This is a genomic window from Leucobacter soli, assembly GCF_042659205.1.
In the GTDB taxonomy this organism is placed as follows: Bacteria; Actinomycetota; Actinomycetes; order Actinomycetales; family Microbacteriaceae; genus Leucobacter; species Leucobacter soli.
The window spans coordinates 1-12776 of sequence record NZ_JBHSRW010000001.1 but is presented as its reverse complement, the minus strand read 5'-3'; the positions used below and the strand labels follow the sequence as shown (position 1 = coordinate 12776).

Below are 12776 nucleotides of genomic sequence, written 5' to 3'. Positions count from 1 at the left end.
ATGACCACACCAACCCGCACCAGCACCGCTCCGACGGCCGACGGAGCTGAGGACTTCACCACCGGCGAGGGCCTGCGCGCCCTGCTCAACCGTCTCGCCGAGGGGGGCGAGGATGCCTGGGTTCACGACCCGGTGGCCCGCGACCTGATGGAGTTCGCCGCCGACAAGTACCGCGCTCTGGCGAGGAAGCACAAGCTCGACACCTGGGAAGCGGTCACGGCGGCGTTCGACGCGATGCAGTACCGCTCGACCCGCGAGGCCAACGATCCGTGGGCGATCATCACCCACGCCGTGCGGATCACCTGCGTCTACGAGGAACGCGCCCAAGGGCTGCTCTGCTCGGTGCACCAGGCCCGCCGCGCGCACGTCTCGGCGTTCCACGACCCCGAACGGTTCTCCGAACGCGACACCGCGCTGGCCGACTACCATCCCGCGTTCCACACCACCGACCTGCGTCCCAGCGACCTCGAACCGGAGCCGCGTGAAGGACTCGGGTCGGCGCAGGCGTGCATGTCCGCTGGATTGGCGGCCGAGGACGCCATCGCGATGCTGTGCCTTCTCGACTGGCCCGCAGACACGGCCCGGGCCGCGGTCGAGCACGTCTGCGGAGCGTTGATGAAGGCCGGCACCCGCCAGTCCGCCTACGAGACGCTGCGCCGCGATCGGCACGCGCGGGCACTGCTCGACCTGCCGCGCCGCTCCTGGGCCGCGCTGCTGAAGGCGCTGCTCGGGAACCCGCACCCGGCCTACGTGGCCACCAGCAGCGGTCGCGGCATCCTGCTCCGGCTCCTGCTCGGCGAGACCCTCGACCTGCTGCTCCGCGACGACGATCTGATCCTCGCGCTCGCACTGGCCGCTCCGAGCGGTGGAGGCGGTGAGTCATCGTGACCGAACCACAGATCGGCAGCATCCAGCTCGACCGCACCGTCGATTCGATCCTCGTCGGCACCCGGCACCGCGCCGACCTCGGCGACATCGACGCCCTCGCGGCGTCCATCGAGCGCGACGGCCTGCTGCAACCGCTCACGATCACCATCGACGGCGTGCTGGTGTGCGGGGCACGACGCCTGGCCGCGATCAAGAAGCTCGGCTGGCGCACCGTCAACGTGTGGGTGCGCAGTGGCCTGTCCGACCGGCTCGGGCAGCTCCTCGCCGAGCAGGACGACAACATGCTCCACAAGCCCTACACCCAGCTCGAAGCCGCCGGCCTCTACCGAGAAATCAAGCAGGTCATGGCCGAGGACGCCGCCCGCCGCAAGAGCGCGACCCAGTTCAGCAGCGAGAACCAGCCCGGAAACGACGGTGGTGCAAACCTTGCACCACCGTCGAACGGGCCGCTCGGGAAGAGCCGCGAGCAGGCGGCGGCGATGATTCCCGGCGGCGCGTCGCACACGACGTTGGAGAAGATCGGCTACCTCGAAGACATCGCCAACAACCCCACCCAGCCCGAGACTCTGCGCGCCGAGGCCGCCGCCGGGCTGGAACGGATCGAGGCTGGCGACCCGGTGCATCCGATCTACCAAGCGATCCGCGATACCGACACCACAGAGCGCGAGCGGCGCGAGGCAGAGCTGCACGCCCGCGCCGAAGCGGCCGTGGCCCAGGCGAAGTCGATCAAGAAGGGCAAGCGCATGCCGCCCAAGCCGTTGCCGCTCGTCACGGGCGACGGGCAACCCGTCCGCTACCCGCTCCGGGCATTCATCCAGACCTGGGGCGAACTGACCAACTGGTGGACCCACTACGACGCCGGCGCGCTCGCCGCCGAGCTGACCGATGAGCAGTTCGAGAACTTCCTCGCCACCACCGACGGCACAGTCCGGTTCGCCGATGCGCTCCGAGCCGCCCGCGAAGGCACGGCGGAGCGGCCACGACTCCGCGCGCTATGACCGTTGGCGTGGGTGTCGGGTGTGCACCTGCTCGGCATGAGCCCTGCACCCACTTATCCCCGGAACCGCCGCCGACTCGTCGCCCTCATCGCCGCCGGCATCGTCCTGCTGCTCCTGGCCGGCGTCGGCGTCTACGGACTCCTCACCGGCCCCCGCAGCAGCACCAGCCCCGATCCCGGCCCGGAGTCCGGCCCGGTCACGGCGACACCGCCGACCGTGGCCCCGAGCACACCGCAGCCACCGCGGGTTCCAGCGGTTCCGCGTTCGGCCGATCCCGAGACCTTCGCTCAGGGTGTCGTGTCCACTCTGTTCGCGTGGAACACGGCCTCGGGGCTGTGGCCGCTGGACTACACGTCGGCGATCCTCACGGTCGGTGACCCCAGCGGAGACGAACAGGCCGGGCTGGCCTCCGACGTGGCCGCGTACCTGCCGACCCGGGACGCCTGGATCGAGCTGCGGCAGTACGCCACCCGTCAGCACCTCACCATCGACACCGCGTACGTCCCGGACGCCTGGGCCGACGCGGTAGCGCAGGCCCAGCCGGGACAGCTCGCGGCAGGAACGACAGCGATCACGATCGAGGGCACCCGGCAGCGTGCCGGGGTCTGGAACGGGCAGCCGGTGACCAGCGAGCATCCGGTCGCGTTCACCGTGTTCGTCGTCTGTGCCCCGACCTACCCGACCTGCCACCTGCTGCGGCTCTCGCAGCTCGACAACCCGCTGCGTTGAAGGGGTTGGCATCCGTGTTCCGCAAAGCCGCCATCGCAGCTCTGGCGCTGTTCTTCTTCGCCCCCGCCGCAGCACTCCTCGGGATCGGGGTGCTGATGAACCCCGCTGCCGCCTACTGCGCCGCCCCTGCCGGGACCGTGAACCCTGGCCCGATCCCGGACTCGCTCACCGTGACCACCGCGAACGGCGAGACCTTCACGCTGAATCGCCGGCAGCTCACGCACGCGGCCACGATCATCACGGTCGGCAACGGCATCACCGACGTGGGCCGGCCCGGAATCAAGATCGCGCTGATGGCGGCGCTCACCGAGTCCACGCTGCGGATGCTCACCAACACCGGCGCCTACCCCGAGTCGGCGAACTACCCGAACGACGGCAACGGCGGCGACCACGACTCCCTCGGCCTGTTCCAGATGCGCCCACAATCCGGGTGGGGCACTGTCGCAGAGTTGATGGACCCGAACTATCAGGCGCGGGCGTTCTTCGGCGGGCCGACAGGACCGAACTACCCCTCGCCGCGCGGCCTGCTCGACATCCCCGGCTGGCAACAGATGGACCCCGGCGAAGCCGCCCAAGCCGTCGAGGTGTCCGCCTACCCCGACCGCTACCGCAATTACGCGCCCGTCGCCGACAGCATCCTCGCCGCCCTCACCAAAGGCGGCAGCCATGCTGCTGGTGGCGTGGGTGGCCCGGCGGTCTCGTCGTCGCGGGTGGTGTTCCCGCTGCCGGAGGGCACCTGGGTGCTGACTTCGCCGTTCGGGATGCGGGTGCACCCGATCACGGGAGAGCGGAAGCTGCATACCGGCACCGACTTCGCCGCGCCCGACGGCACCCCGATCCTCGCCGCCGCTGACGGCACCGTGACCGTCGCGGAGTTCTCCGGCGGGTACGGCGGTCTCATCGTCATCGAGCACACTATCGACGGCAAGACTGTCGCGACCGCGTACGCGCACATGTGGCAGAGCGGCATCCACGTCCGTCCTGGCGATCGGGTGAGCGCCGGGCAGCACATCGGCGATGTCGGCTCCTCGGGCATGAGCACCGGCGCACATCTGCACTTCGAGGTCCGGCCCGGCGGCACGAACGGTGAGGCCATCGACGCCGCCGCCTGGCTCAACGAGCACGGGGCCGCGCACCTGCCGACGGCGACCAGCGGATCACCCGCCTCCTGCAACAACGCCACCGCCGGTGCGCCGACCGGTGTCGATGGAGACCCCGACCGGCTCGTCGATGATCCCACCAGCTCGGGCAAGATCACCGCCCGCACGCTCCACCTCTACCAGCAGACCCTCGCCGCGTTCCCCGACACCGGCTGGGGCTGCTACTCACCCCGCCCCGGCACGAAGTCCGAGCATCCCCTCGGACGCGCCTGCGACATCACCTTCGGCAACCAGATCGGCCAACGCCCCAACCCCGCCCAGCTCGAAGCCGGTTGGCGAGTCACGAACTGGATGAAAGACAACGCCGAGGTCCTCGGCGTCCAGTACCTCATCTGGCAAGGCCAAATCTGGTCCCTCGCCCGCGACGCCGACGGTTGGCGCCCCTACAACGGCGGCGGCATGCACGACCCCGCCTCCATCACCGGTGGCCACTACGACCACCTCCACGTCACAGTCAAAGCAGGTGCGTGATGGGCGTCTTTCCCGACTTCGACGGCCTCGGTGGAATCGGAGACCTCCGCGCCGTCGTCGGTGCGCTCTTGACCTTCGTCCTCATCGTCGCCGTGCTCATGCTGATCGTCTGGGCGATCGTGTGGGCCATTGCGACCGCCCAGGGAAACTACGCCACCGCAAGTAAGGGCCGAACCGGAGTCCTCGTGGCGCTCGGCGCCGCCGTCCTCGCCGGAGGCGGCGTCGCCTGGATGAACTGGCTCCTCAACCTCGGCCAGCAACTCTAGGTCCAGACCCCCCGCCGAGCCGCTGCCGCTGTGGCATCGACACCGAGTGAGTCACGTGAAGGCCGTATCAATCTTTTGGTTGATCTTTGTTTCAGCCTCTTCCGCGATGTTCAGGATCGCCGCCCCTGGTGGAGTTGATGGCATGTCAGGTTCTCTAGTTCGTTCGCGCTTCTCTGATCAGTTGACCTCGCGTGGTGGCGCGTGGATCGCTCTCGGTGTCGCTGTGCTCGTGATGGTGGTGTTGTTCGGTATTTTCGGCGGCGCGCAGGCACCGGCGCGCACCGGGCAGGCTCCGGTGGGTTCGGAGTCGATGCAGGTGAGCGAGCTGATGGAGCAGTTCCCGAACGCGGATCGCCAGTCGGTGCTCGTGGTGGCCTCCCGCGAGGATGGAGCGGAGCTTTCCGACGCGGATGTTGAAGCCCTCACGGGTCTGCTCCCGGTGCTCGACGCGCAGGCGGCAGGCGAGTCGTCGGGGCCGATGGTGAGCGAGGATGGGCGGGCTGCGGTTCTCGTTACTCCGATCACCGTCGGTGCGGACAATACCGAGACTGCGGAGGTCATCAAGGAACTCCGGGGCGAGGTCAGCGCGAACGCCCCGGCCGGGCTGGTGCTGCACGTCACGGGTGGCCCGGCGTTCGGCGCGGACGTTGCGGCGGCGTTCGAGGGCGCGGACTTCACGCTGCTGCTGGTGACGATCCTGATCGTGGCGATCCTGTTGATCGTCACCTACCGTTCGCCGGTGCTGTGGCTGCTCCCGCTGATCGTGGTCGCCCTGGCCGACGGGCTCGCCGGACGGGTCACCGCGGCGGCGGGGTCGTTCTGGAATCTGGAGTTTGATGCGGGCATCGTGAGCGTGCTCGTGTTCGGTGCGGGCACGAACTACGCCCTGCTGCTGATCTCCCGGTATCGGGAGGAACTGCAGCGCACCGAGGACGATCGCGCAGCGCTCAGCACGGCGTGGCGCAAGACGGCGCCCGCGATCCTCGCCTCGAACTTCACGGTGGTGCTCGCACTGCTCACCCTACTGTTCGCAACAATCCCGATGACACGCGGCCTCGGCGTTCCGGCCGCGCTCGGGCTGCTGATCGCGCTGGCCGCGGTGCTGTTCGTGCTGCCGCCGTTCCTAGCGGTGTGCGGACGCCGAGTTTTCTGGCCTTTCATCCCGCGACCGGGACAAGAAGCCAGTCAGGGGCGGGCCTGGCGCGCGGTCGCCACCCACGTGTCGGAGCGTCCCGTGGTGAGCCTGCTGGCCGGGCTCGCGCTGCTCACGGTCATGGCGACCGGACTGTTCGGCACCTCGATAGGCCTGGACCAGCTGGAGAAGTTCCGGGTGCAATCGGAGTCCGCTACGGGTTTGGAGACGCTGTCGGCGCACTTCCCGCCCGGAGAGGCGCAGCCGATCTGGATCATCACCGACAGCGAGGCTGCGGGCGAGGTCGCAGCAGCCGCAAGCGAGGTCGAGGGCGTCGTACGCGCCCACCCCGTCGGCACCACAGATGACGGCTCGTTGACGAAGGTGATGGTGACCAGCGAGTACTCGCCCGGCACGGAGCAGAGCCTCGCCCAGATCACCTCTCTGCGGGCGGCTGTGCACCCGGTCGAGGGAGCGGACGCACTGGTGGGCGGCGCGGTCGCCACCGAGCTGGATGCGCGGGTCGGCAACGAACACGACCTGCTGCTGATCGCGCCACTGGTGCTCGCGGTGAGCTTCCTCGTGCTGCTATTCCTGCTGCGCTCGCTGGTCGCGCCGGTGCTGCTGCTCCTGGTGAACCTCGCCAGCGCGGTCGTCGCGATCGGGGCGGGTGCATGGCTGAGCCGGGTGCTGTTCGGCCAACAGGCACTCGACCTCCAGGTGCCCATCCTCGCATTCCTGTTCCTCGTCGCCCTCGGCATCGACTACACGATCTTCCTCGTCCATCGGGCACGCACCGAGGCCACGCGGCTGGGGACGCGTGCGGGCATGGTCGAAGCCGTCGCGCACACCGGCAGCGTCATCACGAGCGCCGGCATCGTGCTCGCCGCCGTATTCGCCGCGCTCGGCGTGCTGCCGCTGGTCACCCTCGGACAGCTCGGCCTGATCGTCGGCACCGGTGTGCTGGTGGACACCCTCGTGGTGCGCACCGTAATCGTGCCCGCAATCTTCGGCCTCGCAGGGGACCGCATCTGGTGGCCAGGAAAGCTGCACGCCCGCCAGGGAGAATCGACTCATGAGTCTCGTACACCTTCCATTGACGTCCACTGACCCGCCCGGCCCGGCCGTCGCGGGGGCGACGGTGCGGGCGATGACGATCGGTCAGCACCTCATGGCGGTCGTGCTGACCGCCATCGGGGTCATCCGCGCTATCGGCGACGGGGTGGGGATGCCTGCGGCGATCATCTCGGGCATCGCGATCCTCGCCTGGCACACCGCCGGCACGATCCTGCCGTCGAAGACCCGGTCACGCAGCCTGGCGGTGTGGTGGCTGCTCGGGTTCGCCGCAATCTGGATCGCCGCGGTCGCGGTCTCCGCCGAGTTCGTCTGGCTCGCGTTCCTGCTCTGGCTGCTCGCCGGGCACCTGCTGCCGCTCCGCTGGGGGCTGCTGTTCTCGGGCTTCGTGCTCGCCGTCGTGATCGTCGCCCCGATCCTGCACCACGGCACTACAAGCTATGCCAACATCTTCGGGCCGCTCATCGGCGGCATCTTCGCCTTCGGCATCTCACGCGGCTACCTGCAACTGCTCCGTGACGCCGCCGAGAGGGAACGTCTCGTCGCCTCGCTTACCCGAGCCCAGGCCGAGACCGCCGAGTTGCAGGACGAACTCGCGCTCGCCCAACGCCACTCGGGTGCCATCGCCGAACGCGCCCGCATCTCCCGCGACATCCACGACACCATCGCTCAGGCGCTCTCCTCGATCCGACTCCTCGCCCACGCCGGAGCCGGCCGCACCGAGGACCCAGACGCAGCGCGCACCCTCGCACAGGTTGAGACCCTTGCCGGTGACAGCCTCGCCGATGTGCGCCGCATCGTCGCCGCGCTCGCCCCCGCGGAACTCGACGACGACGCCCTCGCCGCCGCGCTGCAACGCATGCTCGACCGTATCCGCGACGAGACCGGGCTCCAAGGTGAGCTGCATGTGGACGACTCGATGCCGATCCTGCCGACCGAGGTCGAAGTCGCACTCCTGCGCACCGCACAGTCGGCCCTCGCGAACGTGCGCCTCCACGCCAGAGCATCCCGTGTCGTCATGAGCCTTATCGACGCCGACGACACCGTGCGGCTCGACATCATCGACGACGGCACAGGCTTCGACCAGCCCGCCTGGGAACAGGACGCCGACGCCGGATCGAGCTACGGCCTGCGTTTCATGCGAGCCCGCCTCCGCGAACTCGGCGGCGGCCTTGACATCGAGAGCACCCCCGGTGAGGGCACCGCCCTCTCCATCCACCTCCCGATCCGTCCGGGCCCAGTCTCGGTCACCGTTGCCGACCCCACCACAGAGGAGATGCCATGACCACCACCGTGCTCCTGGTCGATGACCACCCGGTCGTGCGCAGCGGGCTCCGTGCCGTACTCGATGCGGCGGAGACTCTGCAGGTCGTCGGGGAGGCCGCTACCGGCGAGGAGGCGCTCGCCCTGGCCGCACATCTGCGCCCCGATGTGGTGCTCTGCGACTTGCGCCTCGGCAACGGCATCGACGGCATCCAGACCACGGCCGCGCTCCGCGCCCTCGACCCCGCCCCTGCGGTGCTCATCCTGACCACCTTCGATCGCGACGCCGAAATCCTCGGGGCAATCGAAGCAGGCGCAGCGGGTTACCTCCTCAAAGAAGTCGACCCCGACGTCATCATCGACGGCATCCAGCGTGCCGCAGCCGGCGACACGGTACTCGCCCCCGATCTCGCCTCCCGGGTGCTCAAGGGCATGCGCAGCCCACTCCCACGTCTCACCGACCGCGAGATCGACGTGCTCCGTCTCCTCGCAACCGGATCGGCGAACAAGGAGATCGCCCGTGCCCTCTTCGTCACCGAGGCCACCGTCAAGAGCCACCTCGTCCACGTCTTTACCAAGCTCGGTGTTGACAGCCGCTCCCGCGCGATCCATGTCGCGCAGGAGACCGGCCTGATCTGACCGCGACCAGACATCCGCCCATCGAAAGGAATCCCTGACCCGTGAAGAGACTGCTCAACGCCTCGTTCATCTACATGCTCGCCGGTGTCGCCTCCGGCCTGTTCTACCGCGAGTTCACCAAGCTCAACGACTTCCCCGAGGGCCAGTTCACCCAGCTCGGCCTCGCCCATACGCACCTGCTGACCCTCGGGTTCATCGTGTTGCTGATCGTGCTCGCCCTCGAAAAGGTCTTCACGATCTCCCGCAGCCCGAAGCTGTTCGCCTGGTTCTTCTGGCTCTACAACGCCGGAGTGATCCTCACCTCCGCGATGCTCATCTGGCACGGCACCCTAACCGTCCTCGGTCAGGAATCGAACGCGATGATCGCGGGGATCGCAGGACTGGGGCACATCGCGATCACGGCAGGCATGATCGTCTTCTTCGTCGCGCTCCGCCGCGCCGTTACCGGCCGCACGCCGGTGCCCGCCGAAGCCGTAGCGGCCTGACCATGACTGCAGCACCGACCACCCAGGAGAGCGCGCCGACCCGGCGGGAATGGCTCGGCCTTGCCGTCCTCTCCATCGGGCTCGGCCTCATCGTGCTCGACGGCACGATCGTCGGTGTCGCGCTGCCCGCCATCATCGGCGACCTGCATCTCGACCTCACCGACGCGCAATGGGTGAACAGCCTCTACGCCGTGCTGCTCGCCGCCTTGCTTCTCTCCACTGGAAACCTCGCGGACCGGTGGGGGCGCAAGCGGCTCTTCCTCGCCGGCCTCATCGTGTTCGTCGCCGGCAGTCTGCTCGCCGCCGCCGCGTCCACCGCGGGGGTGCTGATCGGGGCGCGTGCGGTGCAGGCAGTCGGGGCGGCGTTCATCATGCCCTCCACCCTCTCCACCGTGAACGCCGTGTTTCGAGGCAAATACCGTGCCGCGGCGTTCGGGGTATGGGGCGCCGTGATCTCCGGCGCTGCCGCCGTCGGCCCGCTCGCCGGCGGTGCGCTCACCCAGTGGGCCTCGTGGCACTGGATCTTCCTGGTGAACCTCCCACTTGGCGTCCTCGTGTTCATCGCCGCGCTCTTCACCGTGCCCGAGACGCGCGGTGAGAAAAAGCGTCCCGGTATCGATGTCGACGGCGCGCTGCTCAGCGCCATCGGATTCGGGGCGCTCGTGTTCGCCGTCATCGAAGGCCCCGACCTTGGCTGGTGGACCCCGAAGAGCGACCTCACCGTCTTCGGATGGGTATGGCCGAAAGATGCAGCGATCTCCGCCGTGCCCGTCGCGTTCGCCGTTGCCGCGATCGCGCTGGTCCTGTTCGTGATCTGGGAACGACACCGCGAGAAGGTGCAGCGCGCCGCGCTCCTCGACCTCGACCTGTTCTCGTTCTCCACGTTCTCGTGGGGGAACCTCACCGCCGCGATGGTCGCTGTCGGTGAGTTCGCGATGATCTTCGTCCTCCCGCTCTACCTCATCAACGCCCTTGGTCTCGACGTCATGGGCGCCGGCCTCGTGCTCGCCGCGATGGCCGTCGGCGCGTTCCTCTCCGGTGCCGCGGCCCGGCATCTCGCCGCGAGGTTCGGCGCGCCCGGAACCGTGCTCATCGGGCTGGGCCTCGAAGTCGCAGGCGTCCTCGCCCTCGCACTGCTCCTGGGGCCCGCGACCTCGGGCTGGCTCATCGCGATCCCTCTGGTCGTCTACGGTCTCGGCCTCGGTCTCGCCTCCGCACAGCTCACCGGTACCGTCCTTCGGGACATCCCCGTCGAAGTCTCCGGCCAGGGATCGGCCACGCAGAGCACCGTCCGGCAGATCGGCTCCGCCCTCGGTACCGCATTCGCCGGAGCGACGCTCTCGATCTCCCTCGCGCTCACTCTCCCCACCGCCCTCGGCGACGCGGGACTCACCGGCGCGGAGGCGGACTCGCTTGCCGACGCCACCCGCCAGTCCGCGGGCACCACGATCATGCAACTCCGCGAACAGGGAAGCAGTAGCAGTCTCGGCGATCAAACCGCGACGGCTGTCGACGCGCTCACGAGCGGATTCGCCGATGCGACCCGCTGGGCGCTCCTGATCGCGACCGTGTTCCTCGCGCTCGGATTCATCGGTGCCCTGCGCCTGCGCCGTGCATCGGTTGCGACTCCCATCAACCCGTCAGCACAGCAAGAGGCTCATCCTTCATGACCACGACAAACAAACCCCAGACCATCAGCCCGCGCATACTCTTCCGGAGCTTCGCCATCGCCGAGATGTTCACCTGGGCCGGCCTCATCACCGCGCTCATCCTCCGCGCGTTCGATGTCGCCAACCTCGTCCCGATCGCCGGAGGCATCCACGGATTCGTCTTCCTGTGCTACTCCGCGAGCACGATCTTCGTATGGGTGAACCAGAGATGGCCTCTCCGACTCGGCCTCACCGGGCTGCTGCTCGCGATCGTGCCATTCGCCACAGTGCCGTTCGAGATCATCGTCGATCGCAAAGGACTGCTGGCCGGCGACTGGCGGCTCGCACCCGGCGGTGAGGCACCGCACGGGTTCATCGAGCATGTCCAGGCCTGGGTACTACGACATGTACTCCTGTCGATCATCCTGCTGATCCTGCTCGTGACGACGCTCTTCATCACCCTGCTCTGGCTGGGGCCACCCGTGCCCCGTGACTAAAGCAGCCGACAAAGCGCCGACTTGGTAGCCCCGTAAAGCGTGCTACTGGCGGGAGTTATCAGCAACCCGTAGGACAGCTTCGCTGGCTGTGGTCTCCGCTGGCCTGCGGAACGAGGTTTGGCGGGTGCACCTGTGGCGTGTACCCCGTCTGCGAGTTCGTGGGCGGGCCGCCCGTCGCCAAGGAGACCTACCGTGTTCGATCTGCTCGCCAATGTCATGTCCGCGCCGTTGCTGGTGCCGATGGACATCAACATCGACCCCAACACCAACGGGCTGCCGGGGATCAACCAGCTGCGCACCATCGTCGGCGCGGTGATGACCATCGGCCTGATCCTCAGCGTGCTCGCGCTGATCGTGTCCGCGATCGTGTGGGGCTTCGGCGCGAACTCCTCCAACCCGCACCTCGCCTCGCGCGGGAAGATCGGCGTCCTCGTTTCCTGCGGCGCGGCGGTGATCTGCGGCGCGTCGGTGACGCTCATCAACTTCTTCTGGAACGTCGGCCAGCAGGTCTGACCCCGCCTGTCGTCGAGAGCTGGTGTCCGTGATGGGCGTGTGCGACGTTCCCGTGATCTCCTCGGTCTGCGATGCCGTCGGCGAAGGAGCCGCGTCGTTGGTCGCGGCCCCGTTCGACTGGCTCGCCCAGGCGATGGGTGCCGCCGCCGGGTGGCTGTTCGAGGCGGTCTGGTCGGTCTTCGACACCACGACCCTGGTGGATGTCACCAAGCCCGGCTACATCGCCGTCTACAACCTGCTGTTCGGCATCGCGGTCTTCGTGATGCTGATCTTCTTCTGCCTCCAACTCATCACCGGCCTGATCCGCCGCGACCCCACCGCCCTCACCCGAGCCGCGCTCGGGCTGGCGAAGTCCGTCCTCGGGTCGTTCGTGGTCATCACACTCACGGCACTGTTGCTGGAAGTCGTCGATCAGCTGTGCATCGGGATTGTGCAGGCCGCCGGGGAAACCACCGAGTCGATGGGCGACAAGATCACCCTCCTCGCCGCAGGGCTTGTCGGGATCAACATCGCCGCACCCGGCGTCGGAGCGATCATCACCATCTTCATGGCCGGCCTCGCGATCACCGCCGCCGCGATCGTGTGGCTCTCCCTCCTCGTCAGGAAAGCGCTCCTGCTGGTCGCGGTCGTGTTCGCGCCGCTCGCCTTCTCTGGTGCCTCGTGGGATGCCTCGCGCGGGTGGATCGGGAAGTGGGCGATGTTCGTCGTCGCGCTGATCTGCTCCAAGCTCGTGCTCGTCGTGATGTTCCTCGTCGCGATCACCCAGGTCTCCGCACCGATCGACGCGGACCTCGCCTCGGTAAGTGATCCCATCGCGGGGATCGTGCTGATGGCGATGGCCGCGTTCGCCCCGTATCTCACCTACAAGTTCATCGCGTTCGTCGGGTTCGACATGTACCACGCGATCGGTTCCGAGCAGGACGCCAAGAGCGCACTGAATTGGCCTGGTTTCAGTTCCGATCTTTATATAAGGATGGAACTACGATGCCAAGCAAATACGACCCTGAACTTC

The 12776-nt window shown here is 68.1% G+C and carries 12 protein-coding genes and 1 pseudogene; all 13 read left to right on the top strand.

Annotated elements, in window-relative coordinates:
• Window positions 1-888 carry a hypothetical protein gene (locus ACFPZL_RS00065; protein WP_218114173.1) on the top strand — a complete coding sequence of 296 codons (888 nt, stop codon included), beginning with the start codon at window positions 1-3 and terminating at the stop codon, window positions 886-888.
• Entirely contained in the window at window positions 885-1886 is a 1002-nt protein-coding gene (locus tag ACFPZL_RS00060; protein WP_218114172.1) for a ParB N-terminal domain-containing protein, read from the top strand. The genes ACFPZL_RS00065 and ACFPZL_RS00060 overlap by 4 nt, the downstream gene beginning before the upstream one ends.
• A 36-nt stretch (window positions 1887-1922) precedes the next feature.
• The gene (locus ACFPZL_RS00055; protein ID WP_028707569.1) at window positions 1923-2615 is read left to right on the top strand and encodes a hypothetical protein; all 693 of its coding nucleotides are present in this window, start codon (window positions 1923-1925) and stop codon (window positions 2613-2615) included.
• 14 nt (window positions 2616-2629) lie between these two features.
• Window positions 2630-4246 (top strand): M23 family metallopeptidase, encoded by a 1617-nt coding sequence (locus tag ACFPZL_RS00050; protein WP_218114171.1) that lies wholly within the window; start codon window positions 2630-2632, stop codon window positions 4244-4246.
• The gene (locus tag ACFPZL_RS00045; RefSeq protein ID WP_218114170.1) at window positions 4246-4512 is read left to right on the top strand and encodes a DUF6112 family protein; all 267 of its coding nucleotides are present in this window, start codon (window positions 4246-4248) and stop codon (window positions 4510-4512) included. The genes ACFPZL_RS00050 and ACFPZL_RS00045 overlap by 1 nt, the downstream gene beginning before the upstream one ends.
• 142 nt (window positions 4513-4654) lie before the next feature.
• Complete coding sequence (locus ACFPZL_RS00040; RefSeq protein ID WP_218114169.1) at window positions 4655-6754, top strand: MMPL family transporter; 2100 nt, start codon at window positions 4655-4657, stop codon at window positions 6752-6754.
• A complete protein-coding gene (locus tag ACFPZL_RS00035) occupies window positions 6720-8003 on the top strand; it encodes a sensor histidine kinase (protein ID WP_218114168.1) in 1284 nt (427 codons plus the stop codon). Before ACFPZL_RS00040 ends, ACFPZL_RS00035 begins: the two co-directional genes overlap by 35 nt.
• A complete protein-coding gene (locus tag ACFPZL_RS00030) occupies window positions 8000-8620 on the top strand; it encodes a response regulator (protein ID WP_218114167.1) in 621 nt (206 codons plus the stop codon). Before ACFPZL_RS00035 ends, ACFPZL_RS00030 begins: the two co-directional genes overlap by 4 nt.
• A 41-nt stretch (window positions 8621-8661) precedes the next feature.
• A complete protein-coding gene (locus tag ACFPZL_RS00025; RefSeq protein WP_218114166.1) occupies window positions 8662-9105 on the top strand; it encodes a DUF2871 domain-containing protein in 444 nt (147 codons plus the stop codon).
• Window positions 9106-9107: 2 nt separating this feature from the next.
• Window positions 9108-10775, top strand: coding sequence for a DHA2 family efflux MFS transporter permease subunit (locus tag ACFPZL_RS00020; RefSeq protein WP_218114165.1), 1668 nt, complete (start codon window positions 9108-9110; stop codon window positions 10773-10775).
• Complete coding sequence (locus tag ACFPZL_RS00015) at window positions 10772-11251, top strand: DUF3817 domain-containing protein (protein ID WP_218114164.1); 480 nt, start codon at window positions 10772-10774, stop codon at window positions 11249-11251. The genes ACFPZL_RS00020 and ACFPZL_RS00015 overlap by 4 nt, the downstream gene beginning before the upstream one ends.
• A gap of 216 nt (window positions 11252-11467) precedes the next feature.
• Window positions 11468-11764: a DUF6112 family protein gene (locus ACFPZL_RS00010; protein WP_297105607.1), complete on the top strand. Its 297-nt coding sequence runs from the start codon at window positions 11468-11470 to the stop codon at window positions 11762-11764.
• A 31-nt stretch (window positions 11765-11795) separates the two neighbouring features.
• Window positions 11796-12776 (top strand): annotated as a pseudogene (locus ACFPZL_RS00005) (conjugal transfer protein TrbL); the annotation flags it as partial.

What these genes read in the sequence shown, in the direction of transcription:
- ACFPZL_RS00065 (WP_218114173.1), top strand. Translation starts at nt 1, where the DNA reads ATGACCACACCAACCCGCACCAGCACCGCTCCGACGGCCGACGGAGCT.
- ACFPZL_RS00055 (WP_028707569.1), top strand. Translation starts at nt 1,923, where the DNA reads ATGAGCCCTGCACCCACTTATCCCCGGAACCGCCGCCGACTCGTCGCC.
- ACFPZL_RS00045 (WP_218114170.1), top strand. Translation starts at nt 4,246, where the DNA reads ATGGGCGTCTTTCCCGACTTCGACGGCCTCGGTGGAATCGGAGACCTC.
- ACFPZL_RS00040 (WP_218114169.1), top strand. Translation starts at nt 4,655, where the DNA reads ATGTCAGGTTCTCTAGTTCGTTCGCGCTTCTCTGATCAGTTGACCTCG.
- ACFPZL_RS00035 (WP_218114168.1), top strand. Translation starts at nt 6,720, where the DNA reads ATGAGTCTCGTACACCTTCCATTGACGTCCACTGACCCGCCCGGCCCG.
- ACFPZL_RS00030 (WP_218114167.1), top strand. Translation starts at nt 8,000, where the DNA reads ATGACCACCACCGTGCTCCTGGTCGATGACCACCCGGTCGTGCGCAGC.
- ACFPZL_RS00020 (WP_218114165.1), top strand. Translation starts at nt 9,108, where the DNA reads ATGACTGCAGCACCGACCACCCAGGAGAGCGCGCCGACCCGGCGGGAA.
- ACFPZL_RS00015 (WP_218114164.1), top strand. Translation starts at nt 10,772, where the DNA reads ATGACCACGACAAACAAACCCCAGACCATCAGCCCGCGCATACTCTTC.
- ACFPZL_RS00010 (WP_297105607.1), top strand. Translation starts at nt 11,468, where the DNA reads ATGTCCGCGCCGTTGCTGGTGCCGATGGACATCAACATCGACCCCAAC.